Raw genomic sequence first — 23,911 nt, 5'->3', positions numbered from 1 at the left:
CAGCGGCTGATGATTCAACTCCTGGCTGTCGAATCCTCTCTGAAAATCCATCGTTATCTACCATCAAAAAAGCTTCATTAAGCAATAGATGCTTCCCTTACGAATTCTTCGGTTCCAATAAGAACACGATATACCCTAAATCCGTTTCAAAGTTCCAATCGAGGAATGTTTCACTGATTTGGCGTTTCAAGACCGATTCCAGTCTGGCTTCTTCTAAGATTCTATGCTCAAGCGGCCGTTTAGCCAATTTCAATTGTTCTTCGAAACCATTGTTGATCAGCTCTTTTTCGATCTGCACCAAAATCTTTGACCGACGCACAAGAATGGTGCGGTCGCTGAGCCAAAATACTTCCGTGCTGCCGGGTACTTTTTGTGCCCGTTTACTCGCTTCATTTATTTTTTCATGGAATGTTTTTTCATCTGCTTCTTTCGGCCACTCAATTGTTTCCCGGTTCGAATCCTCGTCCAGTACACCAATGATCAAGCCGGATTCTTTTTCAAGGTTCCAGTCTGCATAAAGCTCTTTGACATCGACTTCTAAGTATTTGCTAAGGGAAAGGATGATTTCCGGTTTCAAATCATTCATCATCAAATCCCTTGTTTCCAATATGCGCTGTTCTTCCGTTTGCTTCATCAGCACTTTTTCCATCGGCGACAAAAAACCGCGGAAATGGACTACGATAAAAGGATTTGCTATCGTGACAAACACTGAAGTCGGACCTTTGCCAAAATGCTCACGCAACAAATTGGATAAGTAACTGCTGATTTCAGATTGAAGCGTTTTTTCCTTTGCCATTCAAAAGCCTCCTTAACTTGGGTAACGCGCTCTGACAAGTTGGTTTCATTATACACGTTATTGACGTGCCTTACTCTGCTTCGGCTTCAAGAATGAATACCATTAATCCTTTGTCTTCTTCAAAATTCCAATCGAGAAACAAATCCTCTATGGGGCGCTTGAAAATGGTTTCAAGATCAACAGAATCTGTCATTCGGCGTTCAAGTGGACGCTTTGCCAATCTCAATTCCTCCATTGCCCCGTTTTTGATCAATTCCTTTTCAATGTCCACCATGATTCCTTGGCGTTCAATCAATAACATTTGATCACTCAGCCAAACAATCTCCATTTTCTCTGGTTCTTTTTGTGATTTCTTGCTGATCAAATTGATTTTCTCCTGCAAGGCCATTTTATCTACTTGTTTCGGGCTTTCCGCTGCATCATTGGCATACTCTTCATCGCCAACGGCCATTAACATTCCTGTTTCTTTCTGGAAATTCCAGTCGGCATAAAACGAAGTCACATTCATTCCAGTCATTTCTGCCAGTTTGCGAATCAGCTTTTCTTTTAAATCGATCATCAGTAAATCCCGGGTTTCAGCTACCCGTTTCCATTCGCTTCGCTTTAATAGAAACCTTTCATTCGGCAGCATAAACCCGTGAAGATGAATAACGATGTAAGGCCGTTTAATCACCACATCGACTGATTTCGGCGCTTCACCCAAGTGTTCTTTTAGAAAATCTATAATATAATGACTGACTTCCGCTGGAACTGTATTTTCTTTTGTCATTGAAAAGCCTCCTATACTTTACGCAATCACTTGGACCGCTTGGGAGATATTCGATCATTAATTTAAGAAATTGCTTCTTTGCAGAAGCAGAACGCAGTAAATGAAATTCATTAATAGGTAATAATACCTAAAAATGATTTTATTTTCATCTTTTTGCTTAGAAAGAAATCTGATTTTTCTAATAAAAATAGACTGTTAGGCACTACTCTTTCTTCTGCTGATTAAGTAAGCTAACAATAAGATGTGCGTGGAAAACCTTGCCTTTTCTTTTAGAAAGGAGTGCAGGAAGTGAAATATTTAATCGATCATGCGACAAAAACCATTCATCAAAGAGTCTTTGCCGGTGACCGGTGCGGGTTTACAACGACACCGATTGAAAAACGGGAATTTAAAGACTGCATCGACTACATTGAATCGCTTCAAACACAAAAAGGTTACACCATTTGCCCGCATTGCACTTCTGTGCAGCAGTTGGCCCATCACGAAGAAATCTTCATCAATCCGGCGCATTAAAACAGAAAAGGCCCTTCTGTTAATTTCAGTCAAACCCTTATTCTTTTCTATGCCCACCGGATGTAGAACAAAAACCTTTTAAAGTACTTAAAAAGGAGCCTGCTTAGTTTCAAGCAGACTCCTTTTCTTGTTGCAGTTATTTGGAAACATTGATATTCAGGATATCGACCAGCTGCTGATTCAACTCTTCCGCTTTTTGTCCGAAGTCAGTTCTGCTCCATTCAATGGCCATGCCAAGAATGGCATTTGCCTGATAGGCACTTAGCATTGCGGGGTCTATTCCTGGCTTCAAAGCGAGATCCATATCCTTTCTCAATAAATCCCGGACTTGATCAAATAAGAGATAGTAATAAGACATCGGCACCGTTTTTGAAAACACGATCCGGTAAAACCGCTTGTACTTTTCAATATGGTGAAAAATGCGGATCGTTGATGGATTCAATTCTCTTGGATTTAAAATTTTCGTGTGGCGGTATGGTTCCTGATAAGAATCCGTTAAATCTTTCATAATTTCCTTGTAGTAATCTTCAAACAAATCTTCTATCTGGCCATAATGCAGATAAAAGGTGCCTCGGTTGATTTTCGCCACCCGGCAGATTTCAGTGATGGAAATTGATTTTAATGCCTTGTCCTGCAATAAAACCAGTAAAGCTTCTTCTAATGCCTGTTTGGTTTTGACTACCCGCAAATCGCTTCTCATCTTCCCCCTCCTTTTATTGAACAGATTTCAATATTTCGTCGTTTAATGAACATTATCTTTTTATTTGATTATTGAAACTATTGCATAGCTTAACTATACTTTTTATTAGACAAGTGTTCAATAAGATTACGGGAGGTTTTTGGATGAGATTAGAAGGAAAAGTTGCGATTATAACAGGTGCCGCTTCAGGAATGGGCAAAGCGATTGCGGAAGCCTATGCCAAAGAAGGCGCCAAAGTTGTGGTGTCCGATTTAAATTTGGAAGGCGCCGAAGCAGTAGCCAAATCCCTTAAAGAATCCGGGTCAGAAGCAATTGCGGTTCAGACAAATGTCACTTCTGAAGAGGATTTAACGCGTCTGTTTGAAGAAACGAAACAGTCTTTTGGCAAACTGGATATTCTGGTGAATAATGCCGGAATCATGGATGGTATGGAACCGGTTGGGGAAATTTCAAACGAACGATGGGACCGGATTTTTGCAGTCAACACGACAGCTGTCATGCATTCCATGCGCCTTGCGATTCCACTTTTCCTGGAACAAGGGCACGGGGTCATCGTCAATAACATCTCAGCCGGCGGCTTGTACGGTGCACGTGCAGGTGCTGCTTATACAGCGTCTAAACACGCTGTGGTCGGATTGACTAAAAACACGGCATTCATGTACGCCGATAAAAACATCCGCACAAACGGTATTGCCCCTGGAGCTGTAATGACCAATATCGGCAGCACGATGACCAATATCAGTGAGGCAGGCATCGGCCGGCAACAGCTTGGGATGGCCTTGAATCCGCGTGTCGGACAGCCTGAAGAAATCGCTCAGTTAGCGGTATTCCTCGGCTCAGACGAAGCAAGCTTTGTGAATGGCCAAGTGATCACAATTGACGGCGGCTGGACTGCTTATTAATAATTTTTCACAAAAAACCTGTCGGGACGATGTTTTCTATCGTTCCGGCAGGTTTTGGTTTTTCCTGGCAGTTTCGTTATGCTACGATAGATGAGCATTCCAGTACAGCACCACCTTTTGGAGGTAATTCTTATGAAAAATTTGCGTCATGAAGAACAAATCACGCTTCTTGAAGCCATGTTGGATGGCAGCAAAGTAGCGACGATTGTCACCGATCCGGCCCAAAAAGACAATCCCATCATTTATACGAACCGCACGTTTGAAAAAATGACCGGCTACCAGCAGTCGGAAGTCCTAGGCCGGAATTGCCGCTTTTTGCAGCGGGAAGCAGCCCCTTCCGAAATCCGAAAAAAACTTAGAGATGCCATTGAAGCAAGAGAAAGCGTGACGGTTACTTTACAGAATTACCGCAAAGACGGAAGCCTTTTTTGGAACCGGCTGAACATTGAACCGGTTCATGTAAATGACGCTCTTTATTTTATCGGCACACAAACCGATGTCTCAATCGAATATTCCCAGCGTCAAGCCCTCAGCGAAAAAGAGCTTGAAATCGAAGAAATCATGCTGCCTATTCTAGCTCTTCAAGACCATATCGCAGCAGTCGCGTTAATCGGAAATATGAGCCACCAGCGATTCGATGTACTGATTTCAAAACTGAGCATGTATGTCCAAAAGCAGCGCATAGAAAAAGTCATTATCGATGTCACGGGGCTTTATTGGGAAGAAGGATTCCCTATAGACGGCTTATTAAGTATACGGGATGTATTAAAACTGATGGGGACGGCCTTATACATTACAGGCGTTTCTCCAAAAGCGGCACAAGAACTTGGGACTTCGCATGGACCAAGCGGGCGGCTGCTCACTTTTTCATCCATCCAGAAAGCTATCGAGTTTTCTCAATCCTCAGCCACCGTACAAAATTAAAGACCCTATTAAACAAGCCCCAGTTTGGGTATTGCAATATCCAAACGGGGGCTTGTTTTGTTTTTACTGATTCTATTCCTGGAACACTCTTTCCACCAGCCGCTTGCAATTATTCTGATCAAAAAAATCGATGAACTGCGGTGCCATGCTGTACCACTTGTTGAAGTTGACGCCTTCGACAGTAATTTCTTTTAAAAACTCGTAAACCTCTTCTACCGTTTTGGCTTTATAGCCATACATGTCCTTATTCAAATCCATGTAGATGCCGCGTTTCTTTTCCCAATCTTCCTGATCGAATAAATAAAAGATGATCGGTTTGTTCAAATAGAGAAAATCCCAGGATACGCTGGTAATATCGGTCAGCAGCATATCATTTTCTTCAATGGCCAGTGAAATGGACAGCTGATCAAAGCCGACAAAACGGACGCGTTCGCTGGTGATTTCATTGAAATGATCTTCAAAGCGCTGCATGAATGGGTGCAGTGCAACGGTCACTTGTATATCCTGGCTTTCCAAAAGTTCCTGGATCCCGGCATGCTTCAGCAGTTCGCTGGTATGCATAAAATAATCGCTGTTCTCAAATTCTTCGCTATCCGATTCCATCAGCCATTCCCGCCACGTCATCATCACCAGCACTTTCTTTACATCATGAGCCGGCTGATTGGTCGGGTAACGGTCAAAGCGGGGAAAACCTGTCACAATCAGTTTTTCTTCAGGGATTTTCCATTCATCCCGCTTGATGCGCATTTCGAACTGGGAAGCGCAATTGAAAAAGTTGGTTCTCTTTAAAAGCGGTACATCTTGTTTTTGAACCAGGATTTTCTTAAAGCCTTCAATGCCATGGCTGACATGCGTCATGATGGTTTTGGTGTTCAGGAATAGGAATTTATGGGCTGAAGGCGCCAGGTCATACTGGATCGAATGGCCATGGAACGAGTAATCCGCTTGAAAGAACAGGAAATAATTCCTGAAGCTGCCGAGGGCTACGGCATTCCGGATTCCCTGTTCTTCGACATATTTGGTCTTTGGGTCATAAAGCCAGTATATCTTCATGCGATCGGCATATTGCCTGCTCAAATACTGGTGCAGGACCGATGCATTGTCTTCATACTTCTCTCCCAGATTGCCGCCAACCAGCACAATAGGCTTACCGCTTTTGTTTTTCAGCAATTTTGCAGCTGCAAATGCGATAGCGATTTTAAAGGGCGACAAGATCTTTTCCCCTCTCTCTTCCGCCTTCAGCTTCATACGTTCACTCTTTTCTTTATGTGAGATAGTGGCTCTATTTTTTCACACTTTCACTTCTCTGTCTATGCAGGAAATGTATATTTTATTTAATTTTCTAACAATTTAGATATTGATGCTGGTAGAATGAAGACAGTTAAACCAGAAAACTTTAATTGAAGTCAGGAGGACGATTAACCATGAGCCAAACCGCTGCATCGCCTTATGGCAGTTGGAAATCCCCTATTACAGCAGATTTGATTGCACGTGATACAGTCGGAATTGTAAATGTCGCCTTACAAGGGCAGGACATCTACTGGACGGAAGAGCTGCCGGCAGAAGCGGGCCGCAACACGGTGATGAAAAAAACGCCGGGCGGAGCGGCCACGGAGCTGACGCCTTCTCCGTTCAATGTCCGCACCCGTGTCCATGAATACGGCGGTGCACCGTTTGTAATCCACCACACAAACATCTACTTTTCAAACTTTGATGACAATCTGCTTTATCTTCGCCAAGGAGAACAGGATTTCCGGCCGATTACTTCAGACCCGAATCATCGCTATGCCGATGGAGTGGCCGATACTTCCCGCGGCCACCTATACTGGATCCGTGAAGACCATTCCCAATCCTCCGTTTATGCAGAGACGGCAATTGCAGTGATGGACCTTGATGGCAGCAATGAGCGGATTGTGGTTTCCGGCAATGATTTTTATTCAAATCCTCGCATCAGCCCGGACTTTGGGCGCCTGGCCTATTTGACATGGAACCATCCGAATATGCCTTGGGACGATACTCAATTATGGGTGGCCGATTTAAATGAAGACGGCTCTGTTTCCAACGCCTGCATGGTCGCAAAAGGTTCGAACGAATCGATTATTCAACCGGTCTGGTCTCCGGATGGAATGCTCTATTTTCTTTCTGACCAATCAAACTGGTGGAACATCATGCGCTGGAACGGCAGTGAGGTTGAAGCGGTTTGTCCAATGGATGCGGAATTCGGGGGGCCGAGCTGGGTATTCGGTGAAGCGGATTTTGCTTTTCTGAATGAATCGACCATTCTTGCGTCGTATACCCAAAACGGAATCATGCACCTGGCCACAATAGATGCTGGAAATGGAGGTCTCACACCTGTTGAAAACCGCTTTACCTATTTTTCATCCATCCATTCAAATGGAAGTGAAGCCGTTTTTATCACTGCTTCGCCGACAGACTTTCCACGTGTCGTGCGCTTGGATGCAGATGGACAGCTGGAGGAAATCAAAGCAGCAGCCAATTTATCTGTAGATGCAGATTACCTGTCCATTCCGGAAGGCATTGAATATCCAACAACAGGCGGCAAGACCTCCCATGCCATTTATTACCGGCCAAAAAACCCGGATTACGCAGCATCGGCTGGCGAAAAGCCCCCTTTGATCGTGACGGTGCATGGCGGACCTACCAGCGCAGCTATTTCTGCACTTAATCTGGAATTCCAATTCTGGACAAGCCGCGGCTTTGCGGTAGTCGATGTCAATTACGGCGGCTCCACCGGTTACGGCCGTGAATACCGTGAACGCCTGAAAGGCAGCTGGGGGGTCGTTGATGTGGAAGATTGTGCAAATGCCGTCAAATACCTGATTGAAAAAGGTGAGGTGGATGGAAATCGGGTAGCTATTGTCGGCGGCAGTGCCGGCGGCTACACAACTTTGGCATCGCTCGTCTTTACGGATATCTATAAAGCGGGAGCGAGTTACTTCGGCCTAAGCGAATTGGAGATTTTCGCGAAAGAAACCCATAAATTCGAGTCCAAATACTTGGAAGGTTTGCTCGGTGCCTATCCGGAAGAACAACAAACTTATTACGACCGTTCTCCCATCAACTTTACCAACCAATTATCTTGTCCCGTCATTTTCCTGCAGGGGCTCGAAGATAAAGTCGTGCCACCGAACCAGGCCGAGTTGATGGTAGATTCCTTGAAAGAAAAAGGCTTGCCTGTCGCCTATCTGACATTTGAAGGCGAAGGACACGGATTCCGGAGGGCAGAAAACATTAAACGTTCCATTGAAGCAGAGCTGTATTTCTACAGCAAAGTCTTCGGCTTTGAACCGGCTGATGACTTGGAACCGGTGCATATTGAAAACTTGTCTGATTGAACGGACTAAAAACGGAGCAACCCCGTTAAATGGGCTGCTCCGTCAGCTTGTTGAGAAAGATAAAACTTGTATTAGTGACCATCCCTTAACCGATATTCCGCCAACCAGCTCCGCTTGCCGCGGGCGAGCGCCAAGCCGCTTCGTCGCTCCGCTCCTGCAGGGTCTCGGCTGTCTCGCTATCCCGCAGGCGTCTCCGCTGGTTGGCTCCATATCTGGAGAACAAGCACAAACATTAGAAAGCTTTCCAAAACAATCACAATTTTAGAGAGTCTCTAGAAGTAGTAAAAGGAAGCTGAATGCAGCGGAAGGCGGCGACTTCTGCGGGAAAAGCGCGAGCTGAAGACCCTGGACTGAGCGTCAGCGAGGGAAGCGGCTGAAGCCGTGCCCGCGAAAAGCGTCCGTCCTGAAACGCAATGACAGAAAAAGATATGAGTTTCTCAACAGCCTGAAAGGAGCAGCCTATTTAATAGGCTGTTCCGTTTTCTTCTATATAAATAAAAAACCACCTTGCCCAAAGGCAAGGTGGTCTCGAAAATTTGCGGCGTCCAAGCCACGTTCCACAACGTGTTCCAATAAAGGATTGCTGGTCCGTCTTACGCAAACGAGCTCATCGCGTTTCTAACAGTAAAGCATATTGAGCCGGGTGTCAATCTATTTCGACCGGTGACTGGTCCTTCTTTGGCATAAAAAACGGTTTTCACAGTCCTGATTGGCTGTTTTAGAAAAGAGCTGCCGATAACAGGAAAATCGCCAAACCGTGGGTCAGCGTGGAAGAAAGAATTCCATGCTTCCTCCGAACGAAGCTGCAAATGATTCCTTCATAAAGAGTGAACAAAAGAATGGGCATCCCTAAGTCTGTCACTGTTGTGGCCAGAAAAATATGGCCTGCGCAAAAAAAGAGTGCTGCGAGACATGCCGCACGGATGGAACCCGTAACCGTTTCAAAATATCCCTGCAAATAGCCGCGGAACAGGACTTCTTCCATCAAGTTGCCCGATAACGCAAAGAACAATAAGAATGGCAACATGTCTTTCGGAAATGAACCTCCTCTCTCTTCCAGAGGAAGCCCTTGATAAATCAACAAAAACGGAAGCACCACAATTGCGGCGCCAGCTGTTCCGATTAAAAGGGATTTCAGTTTTTGGCCGCTTATCCAGAAAAGCAGCTTCCTCATATCTTTTTGCAGAAACACAATGCCACCCGTCAAAGACAACGAAATGAAGCCCATCGTCATTAACAGCATTCCATTTTCGGTGAATCGCATCCACGGTATATTATGTATTAACCCAAACTCCCAAAACTTGAAAGTCGACATATTGTCTCTAATTAAGATAAAGCCTAAAATCAGAATCATGATCTTGATTTCGATAGATTTTTTGGGGACAAGCAGATACAACAGAACCAGCAGAAAAAAGCCTGGTGTTATCCAAAAAACATAGTCTAAAAAGTGATCCATATCCCACCTCCTGACCGGACAAATTATTTCAACTGCCGTTTTCTTATCCCAGTAAATGAAGAATTTCTCGCGCTTCTTATATTATCTCATTTTATCTGAATAATGATACTATTCATTAGAGCAGTAAAAACGAAAGGATGAGGCATATGGCGATAGAGAACAATTTCACTTTTCATAATGGCGTAACCATCCCGAACCTTGGTTTTGGCACATGGCAAATCCCCAATGAAGAAGCGTATAAAGCAGTAACCATCGCATTAAAAAATGCCTACAGGCATATCGATACAGCGTTAGCTTATCGAAATGAAGAAAATGTAGGCAAAGCAGTTAAGGACTCTGGTATTTCCCGAAAAGATATTTTTATCACCAGCAAGCTTCCGGCTCAAATCAAAGGCTACGATGTTACATTTCAGGCATTCGATCAAACATTGGCCCACCTTGGCGTCGACTATCTGGATCTCTATCTCATCCATGCACCGTGGCCATGGACTGAGATTGGCAAAGACTGCACCGAAGGCAATATCCAATCGTGGAAAGCGATGGAAAAACTTTATAACGAAGGAAAAGTTCGGGCCATCGGCGTTTCCAACTTTTCAATACGCGATATTCAGGCTCTTTTGGATACTTGTGACATTGTGCCGATGGCCAATCAAATTCCCTTCTACATCGGCCGTGACCAAGAAAGCCTGCTTGAGTTTTGCAATAAGCAACATATAGTCGTCGAAGCTTATTCGCCTTTAGCAACCGGGCAAATTCTGAATAGCCCTCAGATCAAAGCAATGGCAGCCAAATATGGTGTAACGCCCGCTCAAATTTGCATCCGTTACTGCCTGGAGCGCCGCACATTGCCTCTTCCAAAATCAATCAACGAAAGCCGAATTATTGAAAACAGCCAAGTGAATTTCAGCATTTCTCCCGAAGATGTTAAAAAGCTTGATGCCATGGAAGATGTCCGGACATGGTGAAGAAGTTTATATCAAATAATAGAAAAGGAGCGGCTGAAAAAATCAGCCGCTCCTTTTCTTCTTTTCTTTATTTCGTGTAAAGCGCGTTTGAAATCAAGCGGAACAGGTAATCCGTATGGTCACGGAATCCTGGCTCAAGCCCGATCAAAGTTACGTCTTTATCGCTTTCACGGACGATGACCGGCTGGCCTGATGCCAACTGATTATTCTTCCAGTGGCCTGCCATAAAGAAGTCGCTGTCATCGAATGCCGCCTGGACTTCTTCAGCATCAACATCTGTGTACCAAGCCGGGCGGTAAACGAACCCGATATCGTCCTGGCCATAGCCTGCTGTGATTCCTGTGCCGTCATAGTCAACAGAGACAATGCCGTTGCTGTTGCCGCCGCCAACATTAACTGTAGCGGTCGTCAAACCGAGCGTTTTTGTAGCGTTTGACGCCCCAGCTCCGGCTGCGATGTATTTGCCGCCATCAGCGACGAACGCATTGACGTTCGCTTTGAACTTATCGAATTGCGCTGCGTTCTGGAAACCGAATTCTTTGTTCGCTGCACTTAAACTTGTTGAAATCAAGCTTTCCGTACCGTTGTAGATGAATGCGTCAAAACCGTTTAGTCCGGCTTCTGCCACTTCAACCGGGGACAGTTCGGTTACATCAAACCCTAAGCGTTCCAACGCCAAGTTCATGCCGGAATGCGACTGCACTTTGCCCATGCCGCCGTCTTCCAGGAGAGCCACTTTCAACGCGGAAATCGCTTCAGCTCCTGCTGGCACAGCACCGCTCTTCACCTGGATTCCGGATGCTTTCACAGCAGCAGAAATGGCGTTAGCCGGCGCTTCCACATAGAAATCGCCTTGTTCACTGCGTTTCACAGAAACACCTTGTTGCAGAAGGGTGTTGACCAGTTCAACTGCTTTCACCGAAGAATTCGGAATCACAAACGGCCCTTTTCCTGTAACCGAACCTTGGCCTTTCACTTCATTGACTTTGGCTGCTGTCACTGTGACTTTTGTCTTGACCGGATCAGCTTGGAAGCCCCAAAGTTCCGGCAGGCTCCAAGCAGAGATGTCATACATCGCCGGTGTATCGTCGGTGATGTCTTCACCGTCCCATAGCATCGTATTGGCAAGGCCCGCTTTGGCTTGCGCCATGTCTACGATATAAGAACCTTTGGCGTAAGATTTCCCTTCAACTGTAAAGGCTTTGGATGCCTTCACCACTTCGATATCATTCTCTATTAAGTGGTTGACCGCTTTTTCCGTTACAGTCGGATCTTTTTCATCGACCGGCAGCACGTAAGCTTCCGGGAAGAAGCCGTCTGCATGGAACGGGTGATCAAAATTGATGCCGCGCTTGAACATCTCGATTTGGTCAGTGATCATGGCGTCTTTGTTATCGGTCGCGTGTTGAAGCGCGCCCATGACGGCATCGTACATCCATTTCACGCCGTCTTCATCGTTGGTTGGCGCTTCAAGTGTATGGCCATATGCGCCGTGGTACATCGCATACATCGGCGTGAAAATCGGCGGATAATCATCCCAGCCCGCTGCATCGTCACGCTGCGGCACGTATGTCCCGACCATGTTTTTATAAAGTGAGCCCTCATAGCCGTCTTTGTTTTTCATGATCTCACTTTCCATTGCTTCCGCCTGTTTCATGGCCCATTTATTGTACAAGTCATACTCGTAGTTCGGATTATGCGGCGGCGTACAAGGTTCGATCAAACCCTGTTTATTCTCTGCATAATTCTTTACATAACCGTGGGTGTCCAGGAACACCATCGGATTCCATTCCGTAATCAAATCAACCGTATGCTCAGTTTCAGGCTGTGACTGGGTAATGAAGTCACGGTTCAAGTCAACGCCTTCCCCATTGAAACGTGTGGCATCGACACGGCCATCCGGGTTGGCAACCACATTAAAAATCAAGATATTATTCTCCAGAATTTTTTTCGTTTGGGCATCGTTTTGCGTAGCAAAGCGCTCAATCAGCTGAAGCACCGCATCACTGCCGACAAATTCCGTACCGTGGATGGATCCATTGATCATGATTGGCACTTTAAAGTCCGGGTTCTTGGCAATCCATTCCTGTGCTTTTCCGGGATTTTTGAACATTTGCTTCCGGAGCGCCTGGTTATGGCCGAATTTGCCGCCGGCTTTCGGATCTGCTACAGTCACCACATACAACGGATGGCCATCAGCGGACGTGCCTTGGATCTCCACTTTGATGCGGTTCGATGTTTTATTGATGCGCTCAAGCTCTGCCCCAATTTTCGAGAACTTCAGAAAATCATAGTTCTCTGAGTTGAACTTGCTGCCGTCCTGTTCTTCCAATGCATTAACGTATGTAGTTTTCGGTGACTCCGCAAGGACCGAAGACCATGGAGCTGTTGCAAGCATGCTGATTGCCAATAAACCACTGACTGTTCTTTTCATTCGTTTTCCCCCAATTAGTTGTTTAGTTGTATAAATATTTACTACCATTAATATTAATTGAAGATATCTGTAAGCTCCATAATTCAAATTAACTAATAATTTAGTTAATTTTAAGAGAGAAACCATTCAAATACCCTTATTTTTTTATCATTCATTTAAGTTTTCTGATAGGTTTATTACATAAATAAAAAAAGCTTAGAGAATCTTCTCTAAGCTTACGGGCTATTTTCCTAAAAATTCGGAAATGGCCGTTATGAATTTTTCCGGTTCTTCTACATTCGGAGCATGGCCTGACTGTTCGAATTCGACAAATGTGGATTTCTGAATGAGCGTTGCCAATTCCTGTCCCCTTACAGGAGGATTCAAGCCATCATAAGACCCGCTGATGATCAGCGTTTCTGCCGTAACCGTCGGAAGCGCGGCCCGGAAATCGAATCCTTCGAGGGCCTTGTTGGCTGCAGCCATTTCCGTGATGGACAATTCAGGTTCAATCTGTGCCATTTCTTCCTGCCATTTCTGGATAGCGGGAAGGTTATGGAAGACGTATTTAGACAAGTATTCCATTTGTTTTTGTTCTTCGATCCCTTCCAGCTCATCGGCATAGCGTGTCAGTAATTCCTGGGTGGAAGACGTTTTTCCATGGGCTTTCGAGACGACCAGTATCAGCTTTTCCACTCGGTCCGGATGTGCCAGCACCACACCTTGCGCGATATAACTTCCCATGGACACTCCAAGGATATGGGCTTTTTCAATGCCTAAATGATCCAACAATGAAATGACGTCTTCAATATGGTCGTTCAGCGTAAACTTTGCCGGTTTGTCTGACTTTCCATGTCCCCGGCAGTCAATGGCAATGACCCGGTAGTCCTTCTTTAAATGGTCCATTTCCTGCCTGAACATAGCGTGGCTTGAACCCAGGCCATGCAGCAAAATCACCGGCGCCCCTTCCCCTGCTTCTTCATAATACAAACGAACTCCATTTGATGTGAATTCCGGCATTTCTCTTCCTCCTTCAATGAATTAAAGATTTTGCAGGTTTTTCATGCTGTGTCTTTTTATTCTATACCCGCTTTGCCGGCGTCTAGCTTATTTTTTCGAAAACACAGAAACTTCTATAGAAAGCTTTTCGTCCAGTTTTAAAATACATTGTCCTCAAACGGAGGTCTTGCATGAAAAACTTTTTGCGCTTCGGCTATCTTCAAGCTTTGTCCTGTATTTTTCCAGCTATTATTTTTGCTGCACTGGCGTTGTCAAAATTTATGGAAATCCCATTTTTGCCGCGTTATGATTTTATTCTGCTCGTCTGCCTGGCCGCCCAGGTTGCTATGCTGGCTTCGAAACTGGAGACCTTGGATGAATTTAAAGTAATTTGCGTTTTCCATGTAATCGGCCTTGGCCTTGAGCTGTACAAAGTGCATATGGGCTCGTGGGCTTATCCGGAGGCCGCACATTCCAAATTTTTCGGGGTCCCGCTTTACAGCGGTTTTATGTATGCCAGTGTGGCCAGTTATATTTGCCAAGCATGGAGACGCATGGATCTGAAAATTTATGGATGGCCAAAACCTGTTTTCACCGTCGCAATTTCGTTCTTCATTTACGCTAACTTTTTTACGCATCATTTCACTTACGACTTCCGCTGGGTTTTAAAAGTGCTGCTGTTCGTGATTTTCTTCCGGACGTTTGTGACGTTCCGAGTGAACAAACGGATTTACAAGATGCCGATGATCTGTTCGTTTTTGCTGATTGGATTCTTTATCTGGGTAGCGGAAAACATTACGACCTTTCTCGGTGCTTGGCAATATCCGGATCAGCAAGCCGCCTGGTCGCTTGTCCATCTCGGAAAAATCAGTTCGTGGTTTTTATTGGTCATCATCTCGGTCATCATTGTAGCGCAATTAAAACGGGTGAAAAGTTCAATAAAATATCAAGAAAAAGAACCTTCCTCTTTTCCCTTGTCCATAAGAAATACTTATAAATAAACATCTTTAAATTCGAATTAACTTATCTATGCTTTTAAGTTACGATGAAGGAAAATAAGGAGGTGCGCTTATGGCAACAGTGGAATTTAGGCAAGCGGCGCGGCAGGATTTGGACCGCATTGTAGAAATGCTTGCGGATGATGTACTAGGGAGTCAGCGTGAAAGCCATGAACAGCCGCTCCCTGAATTTTATATCCAGGCATTTGATGCCATTGCGGAGGATCCGAACAATGAACTGGTTGTGGCTTGCCTCGGCGGTGAAATTGTCGGTGTGCAGCAAATTACCTTCACTCCCTATATTGTCCGCCGAGGAGGCTGGCGGGCCACGATCGAAGGCGTCCGCACAGCGGCGTCCGTTCGAGGACAAGGGCTTGGCAGCCAGATGATCTTGTATGCCGTGGAACGGGCAAAAGAGCGCGGCTGCCATTTGGTGCAGCTTACTTCCGATAAGCAGCGGAAAGACGCATTGCGTTTTTATGAACAGCTTGGCTTTGAAGCGACGCATGAAGGGATGAAAATGAAGTTGACTTGACGAATGTATTGACTTCTTTCGTTTTGGCTCATTTTGAGTTCATTGGCTAGCTGCTTCGGTGTATAAAAAGAAAAAGCATTGTCTTTAGCATTTGAACGTCTAAAACGAAAACAAGCCTTCAATCCGCGCGAACGGGTTGAAGGCTTGTTTGTTGAAACGCTCAATTGTCATTCATTTCGACCCTGTCTTACTTCTTCAAAATTTGTTCGAGCGCCTGATCGAGCGTTTTGTATTTAAACTCGAACTCCGCGCGTTCCAGCCGCTCCGGAAGAACCCACCGGCTTTTCAGAATCAATTCGGTCTCGGTGCCAAGCGCCACGGCACCCATCTCAAGCATCCATTTCGCTGCAGGCAGTCCAAGTTTCCGGTTCATCGCTTTGCGCATCGATTCCATCAATTCACGGTTTGTGACCGGATTCGGGGCAGATGCGTTAATGATCCCGCTTATGTTTTTATGGTCCTGCAAAAATAAGATGATGCGGTAGACATCTTCGATATGAATCCAGCTGAACATTTGATTTCCTTTGCCTTGCTTGCCGCCGAGGCCAAAACGCACCATGTTTTTATAGGGTTCCATGACGCCGCCTTCACCGAGGACGATGGCCATGCGAAGCGCTGCTTGACGGGTTTTGGGCAGCTGGAAAGCAAAAAATGCCTGTTCCCATGCCTGTCCGACTTCCACAGAAAAGCCGCTGCCCATCTCCCCTTTTTCCTCAGTCATCGGCCGGTCTTCCGCATGGCGGTAAATCGTTGCCGTACTGGCATTGATCCAAAGCGGCGGCGGATTTTCACAAGCTGCTACCGCATTGCCAAGAAGCTGGGTCGTTTTTGTCCGGGATTCGAAAATCTGTTTTTTGTTTTTGGCGTTGTAGCGGCAATTGACCGATTTGCCTGCGAGGTTGATGACGACTTCAGCCCCTTCCAATGCCGCCACGATGCCCCTATGGTCATTCCATAAAATCTGGTTGGATTGCCGGGAGATGATGTGAACTTCATAGCCTTGTTCTTTAAATTGTTTTTCTAAATATTGGCCAATAAAACCGGTACCGCCAGCGATTACAACTTTCTTTTTCAAACCATCCCCTCATTTCCGGTTCATTCTTACTACACATGACGAAGAGAACAGCTTGAAAGATGCATAGATCTTACGCTTTTCCATCCAGCATCGCCTATTATCCGTATTTTTTCTGATGTTCTTTTTTGCGTTTCAAATAGTCTTCATCTTCCCGGATTTCATCCCATTTCTTTTTAAAAATGGCGGCAGATTCAGCTTTGACCGGATCGATTTGACGTTCTTTGATGGTGCCGTCTTCGTTGTATTTACGGCCGCCTTTGTAATTGGTATAGCGCCGGGCACGCGTATAGCCCATCTGGATAAACTTCCGCGCCATATCCATCCCGACAAAGTCATCCTGCTCGCGATATTGTTCAAACATCTCATAAATTTTATCGCATGATTCCTGAGCGATTTCCGGTGTTTTAAAACGCCAATGCGGCAGGATTTCACTTTTATACGGCTCTACCAACAGCACCCCTTGCTCCCCTTTGCCGACCCGGTATAGTTCGGGATGCTCCCTCAGATTTAAATTTCCATAGTCAAGATCATAATCAAATGCCATCAGCATGCACTCCTTTTGGTTTTTATACCCTGTTTGACTGGGGAAAATACCTGGAGTTCGACTGGGGAATGTTCAGCGGCTTTGTTTGAAGGAGGGCTTCGCTCTAGCGAAGCGCTTTTCCATTCGATCTTTTGAACTTTGGATTTAGAAAGGCGTCTTTTGGAAGAATACCGATAGAAACTTGGAAAACGCTGATTGAAATGTTCGAAACGTCGATAGGAATCTCTGAAACACCGATAGGAACGGGCGAAACACCGATTGGAATCCAACTAACGCCGATAAAGCGATACAGCCTTAAACACCTTCTCTGAACCCATCTATCCAGCTATTCTTTATTGCTAAATCCTTTACTTCTCTTACTAAATTTGGCAACTTAATTTATAATTAAACCAAAAGGAGTGATGACATTGGGTCTTGGATTCAGAAAAAGTTTTAAAGTCGCCCCCGGCATACGGATGAACGTATCTAGTCGAGGCGTTGGTGTCAGTGCAGGGGTAAGTGGATTGCGTTATTCAGTGAACTCGCGCGGCCAGCGAAGAACTACTGCAAGCATTCCCGGATCAGGCATTTCGTATACTTCCACTTCCAGTTCAGGACGAAGATATAAAAGCACCGCACAGCAGCAGCGCCAGCAATTGGCGAAACAGCAAAGGGAAATTGCCAAACAAGAAGAACTGCAGCAAGCCAGATTTGAAGTTGAAGTCTACCAAAACAAAATAGATCTGCTGCGTTCCATCCATAAGGAATGCGACGATGTTTTTGATTGGCCAGCCATCAGCCGCTATAAGCATCCGCATCATATAAGAGAAAATGGCCAATGGGAAATCGAAGCCCAGCAGAAGCTGGAAAATTTCAAGCCTACAGTCATGCAGAAAATCCTCAAAACTGCGGAAAAAGAAGAAGAAAAGTTGAAACAAGCTGTCTTCCAAGCGCGTGAAAAAGACGCGACGGAAGCAAAAGAGCTGCTTCGGACAGTGCGCTTGGCCAACCGCATTTTACAGCAGGATATTGACGCTTATTTCCAGGTCATTGAAGAACTCGCCCCACTTGATGATTTGCTGGAATATGGCAGCGGGTTTGAATTTTTCATCGACGATCCGAAGACGGTAGAAGTGGAGTTTACTGTCCATTCCAAAAACGTCGTGCCGGCACAAGTGAAGTCACTGACGAAAACCGGGAAATTGTCCATCAAGGAAATGTCGAAAACGATGTACTACGACATTCAGCAGGATTATGTCTGCAGCTGTGCAATCCGCATTGCCCGTGATTTGTTCGCAATTCTGCCGTTTGAAACGGTCACGGTCCATGCCATGGACGATATATTGGACACTTCCACCGGCCGGACCAGCCGGTTGCCCGTGTTGTCCGTTAAGTTTGATAAAGCCGTTTTAAACACCTTGAACTTCGAAGCAATCGACTGCTCGGACGCCATGGCTAACTTTGAACACCATATGAAGTTCAAGAAAACTCAAGGATTTGTCCCGGTCGATAAGCTGTCTGTAAACATTTAAAAGAAGAAGAAAAAGCTGAAACTTCATAAGCCCATACCTTTTTCTGCCGTCAGCAGTGTGGCTTTCAATATGTCAAAAAAGCCTAATTTATTTTTAAATTGGATATTTTTAAATAATATTTTAGGATATACTTAATGAAGCATGAGTTTAGCACTATTACTATTCTGCCAAGGGGGAAATTGTTCATGGAAAAACCTGTACTAAAACCACTTCCGCCAAATGGGGGAAAACGGTCTAAAGTAGAGTTGATGGATCAGCGAATTTCTTCATTCGAAGGCGAAATCGATGGCGAAATGATTTGCAAAGCCATTCGACAAACTTTCGGACTCGACTTGAACAAAGCTCCTATACTGGATAAAGAACTTGCTATGCGGGCAGTTCGCCTCTCCTCTCCAACATTTCCGCCAGCCGCAGCAGCAATAGACATTTACATAGAACAGCAAGGACGCGCCGTAACGGGAGCTGAAATCCGGGCGATGCTTAACCAGATTTTCGGAACGAATCTGGAAGGAATCTCCGCTTTGCATCAGCAGCGGATTTCGCTGTATTCAAAAGATCAATGGATTGTCCAAAATGACAAAGATTTGTTTCTCGTTCATACGGGAACAGATGATGTCGATGTAAAAGTCGTCCCCACAGCCTATTTCACTGAAAAAACCGGATTGGATGGCTTGCCGGAAGAGCTGCAGCAAGAATTGTCCAAACTCGGCTTTGCTTTTGACGAACAAGTGGCCGCCTATTACTACTGCAATCCAAATGGCCAAGCCGTTCCTGATTTGTTCAAGCGCCAGACAATGGGCTCCATCCATAAAGCAATCCAGCACTCTTATGCTGACCTATAGAAAAACCCCTTTTCATTTTGAAAAGGGGTTTGTTTTTATTTACCGAAAGATGACAGGAACTTCACGCGGTCGCCCATTGGCGGTGTGTTGTTATCCACCAATGCCACTTCAAGGACTGCTGGCCCGTTCATGTTCATGAGTTCTTCAAGGATTTCCGGGTTCAAATCTTCCATGTCATCCATTCTGTAACTCGGGATATTCATCGCTTTGGCCATTGCGGAGATGTCAATCGGCTCCTGTTCAAATGCTGCATGCACGCGTTTAAACTGCAGATTATGTCCATGATAAACCATTCCAAGGCGAGCGTTGTTCATCACTACAAATAAAATCGGCAAATTATATTCTTTTGCCGTCAGAATTTCCATGCCGTGCATAAAGAAACAGCCGTCTCCTGTAATCGCTACAGTCGGGCGCTCCGGCTCCGCAAACTTCGAACCGATTGCCGCACTTAAGCCGCTTCCCATCGCCCCAAAATGGACATTGATATCAAACGTCCCTTCATCTTTAACTTCCATATGGTGGATAACATAAGCCATGAATTCACCAATATCAATCGTATAGCGAGTTGAGGCCGGCAAGTATTCCTGCAGCTTCAGCAAGACGTTTTTGGTGCTGTATTCTTCAAGCTCTGCTGGTTCTCCGTCGGACTCAAGCGGCTCCATCGGTTTGGCAGACAAACCCAGCACCTTCAGTTCTTCGATTAAAAATACCAAACTCAATTGAAGATCGCCTAAAACAGGTACATCCACTTCGTATTTGCGGTTAAAGACAGATGCGTCAAAATCCATTTGCACAAGCAAACGGTCTTTTGCCATATTGGCGTTGTAGTTGTTCGTCGCTGTTTCGCCGAGACTTGAGCCTACCACCAATAATGTCTTCCCATCGCCTTCGTTCATCAATTCCGATGCTTTTTCGCTGCCCGCAAAACCGAAAACTCCCGCAAACAGCGGATGGTCATGGCGGATGATTCCTTTTGCCTGAGGAGAGACCATGATCGGCCACTCCAGCAGTTCAGCAAGCTCAATCAGTTGTTCAACTGAATTTCGCGCTCCCTGTCCGGCAAAAATATAGCCGCTCTTGCGTTCAACCATTTCTTTGGCAGCTTTTTTGATTGCCTCCAGATCCGGCACCATGTTTTCCCGTTTTGCCGGCGCCGGAATTTCCACTTCGCCTACTTGGCTATGCTGGACATCGATTGGCATCGCGACATGCACAGGGCCCGGTACTCCAGAAATCGCAATTTCAGTCGCTTTGACGATTTCTTTCAATAAATCGTTGGCGTCAGTCACCGTCACACTGTATTTTGTAACGGATTTAAAGACCGGATCTGCATCCAATTCCTGTGAAGCGTTCAACCCCATCGTATTGACCGGAACCGCTCCTGTTAAAAATAAGACAGGCAGATGCTCGCGCATCGCATTGGCGGCGCCGGTTACCAAATTGGTGCCTCCGGGGCCGCTGCTGCCGATGCACACACTCAATTGATTGCTGTATTTTGCATAGGATGCAGCCATATAGCCGGCTGCCCCTTCATGCTTCGTTACAACCGGTGTAATTTCAGGCATATCGTAAAGCTCGTTGAAAAATCCATTGACAGAACCTGCTGGAATACCGAAAACGTGTTTGACGCCCATCCCTTGCAAATACTCTAATACTGAACGAACTGCTTTCATTTAAAAGCCTCCTGGTTTAATGTAATGTGCTGCTATTGTTGGATAAGTATTTCCGGGCCAGATCTTTTGCTTCAACCGGTTTGCTATAGAAGAAACCTTGCATGATGTAGCAGTCTTTAGACATCAGAAAATCTAATTGTTCCTGGGTTTCAACACCTTCAGCAATGACGTTCAGCTTCAAGTTATGGGCCAACGTAATAATGGTATCGGTAATGGCCGCATTGTCATTGTCATGTTCAATATCCTGGACAAACGAGCGGTCGATTTTCAAGGCATCAATCGGGAAGTTCTTCAAGTAACCCAGAGATGAATACCCTGTTCCAAAATCATCGATGGCAATTTTCACACCCAGCTTTTTTAATTGCTTCATTTTCTTGATGGTCACTTCGGTATTTCGGATCAATTGGTTTTCAGTCAATTCGATGTGCAGGTTTTCTGGAATGATTTTATATTCCTCTATAATATCCCGGATCATGGAAACAAGATCGTCTTCTTCAAACTGGCGGCCCGATAAGTTCACCGACACGCTTAGAGATGTATGCCCTTCAGCATGCCACTCTTTCAACTGCCTGCAGGCATTTTTCAGGACCCATTTTCCGATTGGAATAATCAGCCCCGTTTCTTCCGCCATCGGAATAAAATCTACCGGAGAAATCATGCCAACTGTCGGATGGACCCATCTGAGCAGCGCTTCTGCCCCGATCAGCTGGTTGGTCTTGCCGTCTATTTGCGGCTGATAGTAAATGACCAATTCTTCGTTATCCAATGCTTTGTATAAAGCATTTTCCAATTTGATGCTTTCGAGATTCCGATTGCTCATTTCGCTTTCAAAGAAATGGTAATACGTCCCGGATCTTTCTTTGGACTTATACATCGCGGCATCAGCATTTTTTATTAAAGTTTCTGCCGTATCGCCATCCTGCGGGTACATGCTGATGCCGATGCTCGTTTTAATGTAGACTTCGTTGCCTTTTAATGAATATGGTCTTGAGAAAGCATCCATCACATCTTCCAAAACGGCTAAAACATCTTTTTTGCTTTTTACATTCGGCAGCACAATGGTAAATTCATCGCCGCCTTGCCGCGATACGACGGCTTCATCCGGAACACTGGCTCTTAGGCGTTCCGCTGATTCCCGCAATAGAATATCCCCGTAACTATGCCCCAGGCTGTCATTGATCAGCTTAAAGCGATCCAGATCCAAGTACATCACTGCTATTTTTTTGCACTTATACTTTGCGGCAGCCAGTTCCTGGTTTAAGCGGTCATTCAACAGCACCCGATTTGGCAAGTCTGTCAAACTGTCGTAATAAGCGAGATATTTGATCTCTTCTTCCAATTGCTTGCGTTCTGAAATATCTTTAAAACTCACCACTTCACCAAGAATATGGTTGCCGTCTTTTATCGAAGAAATAACATACTCCACAGAAAAACTGGTATGGTCTTTCTTGAAAAATTGCTGGTTAGGCTCGAAATAAGCGGTTTCGGAAATAGGTGCTTTCTTTTTCCCAAAAATGACATCGGAGGATTTTCCGATCAGCTCTCCCGCTTCGTATCCAAGCATCAATTCGCTTGCCGGGTTGCAGAACGTGATTTTTCCTTCAAGATCCAATCCGAAAAGTCCATCTCCAGCTGAGTTCAGGATCAATTCCCGTTCACGGCTGAGGTTCCCCAATTCCGCTACTACCCGTTCAAGCTCATTATTCTTAATCCGGATTTCAGAAGTTCTTTCTTCGATAATGACTTCCTGCTTCTCCATATACAAAAGGTTGGACAAAGTGGAAGCTGTGGCATCCGCTAATGACTGTGCCAGTTGCATATCCGCTTCTTTGAAGAAAAGTTCATTTTTCTCCAACTCTGGAATTGTCAATGCACCCAATACTTCGCCCATGGCAATCAATGGCATCATGAACATGCCTTTTATCCCGAAATTCCGGCAAACTTCATGGTTCGGCCGATCATCTTCAAAAACATTGGGAATCAGAAGCGCTTTTTTTGTTCGGATGACTTCCTTGAACACCCCATCATTTGCTGGATCAATCGGCGCTTTGGTATGTGTAGCCAACCAGTCTTCTTCTGACCAGGCGCTGTCTTTACTCAGATTGGCAGGCTGAATTTTTTTCTCAGCCAGCGGATCCAGTAAATGCACCCCCACGTTATAGTTATTCAATACATCTCCGACATAAGTAAAACATTTATCCAGGGCCTCATTCATCGTTGAGCACATCGACAGTTCACGTGTAAAATCAAGCAGCACTTGCTTTTCCGACAACAAGTTTTCTTTTCGGCTTAAGTTGGTGGCATTGCGGATCGCCACGCCAGCCATATTGACATAAGCTTCGACGGTCTGGATTTCTTCATCTTTTAAATTCATCGGAGTTCCATAGTCGAATAAAAACACCAGGCCGAACAATTCATCTTCGTACGTAATCGGCAGCCCGAGCAACGATTTAATCTGGAAACTTGCGACAGCCCGCGGATCCGGGCGGCCATCAGTGGAAGTGTCCGGGATATAAATCGTTTTCTTTGTTTCCATGACTTCTTTTGCCAATAAATCATATTCCATATCAATAAAATGCATATCCAACGTCATGCCGTTTATAATTTCCGGTTTTCCAACGTAGCCCCGAAAATCCCCGTTTTCTTCCGGTAAATAAATGCCCACTGAATCGCATTGGACAATTTCTTCAGAAATTGCTGTAATTACATGTTCGAGCACTTCCCTCAATTCGAGTTTAGTGTTTATTAACTTTGTAATTTGCGCAAGCCGAGAATACCGTGTTTGTTCTTTTCGCATTCATACGCTCCCCAGTTCTGTTAGTTAATCAGCATGATTTAATGATTAATTCCAATAAATAGCCTATATCTCTTGATTTTAACACTTTCTTGGAATAAATATACTGTTTTTTATAACAATACTTCTGCATATCCTATCATAAA

20 protein-coding genes are annotated in these 23,911 nt (G+C 45.1%); 9 read left to right on the top strand and 11 right to left on the bottom strand.

Annotation, left to right across the window (positions count from 1 at the left end; all coding sequences use genetic code 11):
- Positions 1–97 precede the first annotated feature (97 nt).
- Together AC3AQ9_RS13495 and AC3AQ9_RS13490 are read right to left on the bottom strand one after the other, a co-directional pair.
- Positions 98–796, bottom strand: a complete 699-nt coding sequence (locus AC3AQ9_RS13495) for a Na-translocating system protein MpsC family protein (protein ID WP_488308019.1) — start codon at positions 794–796, stop codon at positions 98–100.
- 70 nt (positions 797–866) lie between these two features.
- On the bottom strand, positions 867–1,565 hold the full coding sequence (locus AC3AQ9_RS13490; RefSeq protein ID WP_488308018.1) for a Na-translocating system protein MpsC family protein: 699 nt from the start codon (positions 1,563–1,565) through the stop codon (positions 867–869).
- A 288-nt stretch (positions 1,566–1,853) separates the two neighbouring features.
- Between AC3AQ9_RS13490 and AC3AQ9_RS13485 the strand changes: the two genes are divergently transcribed.
- The gene (locus AC3AQ9_RS13485) at positions 1,854–2,078 is read left to right on the top strand and encodes a hypothetical protein (protein WP_488308017.1); all 225 of its coding nucleotides are present in this window, start codon (positions 1,854–1,856) and stop codon (positions 2,076–2,078) included.
- A gap of 136 nt (positions 2,079–2,214) precedes the next feature.
- Here the strand turns inward: AC3AQ9_RS13485 and AC3AQ9_RS13480 are convergent, their stop codons facing one another.
- Positions 2,215–2,778 (bottom strand): TetR/AcrR family transcriptional regulator, encoded by a 564-nt coding sequence (locus AC3AQ9_RS13480; protein WP_488308016.1) that lies wholly within the window; start codon positions 2,776–2,778, stop codon positions 2,215–2,217.
- Positions 2,779–2,921: 143 nt separating this feature from the next.
- Between AC3AQ9_RS13480 and AC3AQ9_RS13475 the strand changes: the two genes are divergently transcribed.
- Together AC3AQ9_RS13475 and ytvA are read left to right on the top strand one after the other, a co-directional pair.
- Complete coding sequence (locus tag AC3AQ9_RS13475; RefSeq protein ID WP_488308015.1) at positions 2,922–3,680, top strand: SDR family oxidoreductase; 759 nt, start codon at positions 2,922–2,924, stop codon at positions 3,678–3,680.
- Positions 3,681–3,812: 132 nt separating this feature from the next.
- Complete coding sequence (ytvA, locus tag AC3AQ9_RS13470) at positions 3,813–4,604, top strand: YtvA family blue-light photoreceptor (RefSeq protein ID WP_488308014.1); 792 nt, start codon at positions 3,813–3,815, stop codon at positions 4,602–4,604.
- A gap of 72 nt (positions 4,605–4,676) precedes the next feature.
- On the opposite strand, the gene AC3AQ9_RS13465 is transcribed toward ytvA, so the two are convergent.
- Positions 4,677–5,852 (bottom strand): CDP-glycerol glycerophosphotransferase family protein, encoded by a 1,176-nt coding sequence (locus tag AC3AQ9_RS13465; protein ID WP_488308013.1) that lies wholly within the window; start codon positions 5,850–5,852, stop codon positions 4,677–4,679.
- Between the two features lie 176 nt (positions 5,853–6,028).
- Between AC3AQ9_RS13465 and AC3AQ9_RS13460 the strand changes: the two genes are divergently transcribed.
- Positions 6,029–7,960, top strand: a complete 1,932-nt coding sequence (locus AC3AQ9_RS13460; protein WP_488308012.1) for a prolyl oligopeptidase family serine peptidase — start codon at positions 6,029–6,031, stop codon at positions 7,958–7,960.
- A gap of 718 nt (positions 7,961–8,678) precedes the next feature.
- Here AC3AQ9_RS13460 and AC3AQ9_RS13455 read toward each other — a convergent pair.
- Complete coding sequence (locus tag AC3AQ9_RS13455; RefSeq protein ID WP_488308011.1) at positions 8,679–9,416, bottom strand: CPBP family intramembrane glutamic endopeptidase; 738 nt, start codon at positions 9,414–9,416, stop codon at positions 8,679–8,681.
- A 146-nt stretch (positions 9,417–9,562) separates the two neighbouring features.
- Between AC3AQ9_RS13455 and AC3AQ9_RS13450 the strand changes: the two genes are divergently transcribed.
- On the top strand, positions 9,563–10,381 hold the full coding sequence (locus tag AC3AQ9_RS13450; protein WP_488308010.1) for an aldo/keto reductase: 819 nt from the start codon (positions 9,563–9,565) through the stop codon (positions 10,379–10,381).
- 67 nt (positions 10,382–10,448) lie between these two features.
- On the opposite strand, the gene AC3AQ9_RS13445 is transcribed toward AC3AQ9_RS13450, so the two are convergent.
- The gene (locus AC3AQ9_RS13445; RefSeq protein WP_488308009.1) at positions 10,449–12,815 is read right to left on the bottom strand and encodes a M14 family zinc carboxypeptidase; all 2,367 of its coding nucleotides are present in this window, start codon (positions 12,813–12,815) and stop codon (positions 10,449–10,451) included.
- Positions 12,816–13,037: 222 nt separating this feature from the next.
- Positions 13,038–13,814: an alpha/beta fold hydrolase gene (locus AC3AQ9_RS13440; protein ID WP_488308008.1), complete on the bottom strand. Its 777-nt coding sequence runs from the start codon at positions 13,812–13,814 to the stop codon at positions 13,038–13,040.
- Positions 13,815–13,984: 170 nt separating this feature from the next.
- Here AC3AQ9_RS13440 and AC3AQ9_RS13435 point away from each other — a divergent pair, with 170 nt between their 5' ends.
- Entirely contained in the window at positions 13,985–14,794 is an 810-nt protein-coding gene (locus AC3AQ9_RS13435) for a DUF817 domain-containing protein (RefSeq protein WP_488308007.1), read from the top strand.
- Between the two features lie 70 nt (positions 14,795–14,864).
- Positions 14,865–15,326 carry a GNAT family N-acetyltransferase gene (locus AC3AQ9_RS13430; RefSeq protein WP_488308006.1) on the top strand — a complete coding sequence of 154 codons (462 nt, stop codon included), beginning with the start codon at positions 14,865–14,867 and terminating at the stop codon, positions 15,324–15,326.
- A gap of 187 nt (positions 15,327–15,513) precedes the next feature.
- Here AC3AQ9_RS13430 and AC3AQ9_RS13425 read toward each other — a convergent pair whose 3' ends face one another.
- Together AC3AQ9_RS13425 and AC3AQ9_RS13420 are read right to left on the bottom strand one after the other, a co-directional pair.
- Complete coding sequence (locus tag AC3AQ9_RS13425) at positions 15,514–16,401, bottom strand: TIGR01777 family oxidoreductase (RefSeq protein ID WP_488308005.1); 888 nt, start codon at positions 16,399–16,401, stop codon at positions 15,514–15,516.
- A 97-nt stretch (positions 16,402–16,498) separates the two neighbouring features.
- Complete coding sequence (locus tag AC3AQ9_RS13420) at positions 16,499–16,945, bottom strand: DUF4385 domain-containing protein (RefSeq protein WP_488308004.1); 447 nt, start codon at positions 16,943–16,945, stop codon at positions 16,499–16,501.
- A gap of 407 nt (positions 16,946–17,352) precedes the next feature.
- Here AC3AQ9_RS13420 and AC3AQ9_RS13415 point away from each other — a divergent pair, with 407 nt between their 5' ends.
- Both AC3AQ9_RS13415 and AC3AQ9_RS13410 read left to right on the top strand, forming a co-directional pair.
- On the top strand, positions 17,353–18,456 hold the full coding sequence (locus AC3AQ9_RS13415) for a DUF4236 domain-containing protein (protein ID WP_488308003.1): 1,104 nt from the start codon (positions 17,353–17,355) through the stop codon (positions 18,454–18,456).
- A 185-nt stretch (positions 18,457–18,641) separates the two neighbouring features.
- A complete protein-coding gene (locus AC3AQ9_RS13410) occupies positions 18,642–19,298 on the top strand; it encodes a hypothetical protein (RefSeq protein WP_488308002.1) in 657 nt (218 codons plus the stop codon).
- A gap of 35 nt (positions 19,299–19,333) precedes the next feature.
- Here the strand turns inward: AC3AQ9_RS13410 and AC3AQ9_RS13405 are convergent, their stop codons facing one another.
- Entirely contained in the window at positions 19,334–20,971 is a 1,638-nt protein-coding gene (locus AC3AQ9_RS13405) for a thiamine pyrophosphate-binding protein (protein WP_488308001.1), read from the bottom strand.
- 16 nt (positions 20,972–20,987) lie between these two features.
- Complete coding sequence (locus AC3AQ9_RS13400) at positions 20,988–23,768, bottom strand: sensor domain-containing phosphodiesterase (RefSeq protein ID WP_488308000.1); 2,781 nt, start codon at positions 23,766–23,768, stop codon at positions 20,988–20,990.
- Between the last annotated feature and the right edge of the window lie 143 nt (positions 23,769–23,911).

The organism is Planococcus sp. VCh962 (assembly GCF_057748275.1).
The sequence above is the reverse complement of the archived record's forward strand: the minus strand, read 5'-3'. Positions and strand labels throughout refer to the sequence as shown.

Coding starts and splice junctions, on each gene's coding strand:
- AC3AQ9_RS13495 (WP_488308019.1), bottom strand. CDS start 796: ATGGCAAAGGAAAAAACGCTTCAATCTGAAATCAGCAGTTACTTATCC.
- AC3AQ9_RS13490 (WP_488308018.1), bottom strand. CDS start 1,565: ATGACAAAAGAAAATACAGTTCCAGCGGAAGTCAGTCATTATATTATA.
- AC3AQ9_RS13480 (WP_488308016.1), bottom strand. CDS start 2,778: ATGAGAAGCGATTTGCGGGTAGTCAAAACCAAACAGGCATTAGAAGAA.
- AC3AQ9_RS13475 (WP_488308015.1), top strand. CDS start 2,922: ATGAGATTAGAAGGAAAAGTTGCGATTATAACAGGTGCCGCTTCAGGA.
- ytvA (WP_488308014.1), top strand. CDS start 3,813: ATGAAAAATTTGCGTCATGAAGAACAAATCACGCTTCTTGAAGCCATG.
- AC3AQ9_RS13465 (WP_488308013.1), bottom strand. CDS start 5,852: ATGAAGCTGAAGGCGGAAGAGAGAGGGGAAAAGATCTTGTCGCCCTTT.
- AC3AQ9_RS13460 (WP_488308012.1), top strand. CDS start 6,029: ATGAGCCAAACCGCTGCATCGCCTTATGGCAGTTGGAAATCCCCTATT.
- AC3AQ9_RS13455 (WP_488308011.1), bottom strand. CDS start 9,416: ATGGATCACTTTTTAGACTATGTTTTTTGGATAACACCAGGCTTTTTT.
- AC3AQ9_RS13450 (WP_488308010.1), top strand. CDS start 9,563: ATGGCGATAGAGAACAATTTCACTTTTCATAATGGCGTAACCATCCCG.
- AC3AQ9_RS13445 (WP_488308009.1), bottom strand. CDS start 12,815: ATGAAAAGAACAGTCAGTGGTTTATTGGCAATCAGCATGCTTGCAACA.
- AC3AQ9_RS13440 (WP_488308008.1), bottom strand. CDS start 13,814: ATGCCGGAATTCACATCAAATGGAGTTCGTTTGTATTATGAAGAAGCA.
- AC3AQ9_RS13435 (WP_488308007.1), top strand. CDS start 13,985: ATGAAAAACTTTTTGCGCTTCGGCTATCTTCAAGCTTTGTCCTGTATT.
- AC3AQ9_RS13430 (WP_488308006.1), top strand. CDS start 14,865: ATGGCAACAGTGGAATTTAGGCAAGCGGCGCGGCAGGATTTGGACCGC.
- AC3AQ9_RS13420 (WP_488308004.1), bottom strand. CDS start 16,945: ATGGCATTTGATTATGATCTTGACTATGGAAATTTAAATCTGAGGGAG.
- AC3AQ9_RS13410 (WP_488308002.1), top strand. CDS start 18,642: ATGGAAAAACCTGTACTAAAACCACTTCCGCCAAATGGGGGAAAACGG.
- AC3AQ9_RS13405 (WP_488308001.1), bottom strand. CDS start 20,971: ATGAAAGCAGTTCGTTCAGTATTAGAGTATTTGCAAGGGATGGGCGTC.
- AC3AQ9_RS13400 (WP_488308000.1), bottom strand. CDS start 23,768: ATGCGAAAAGAACAAACACGGTATTCTCGGCTTGCGCAAATTACAAAG.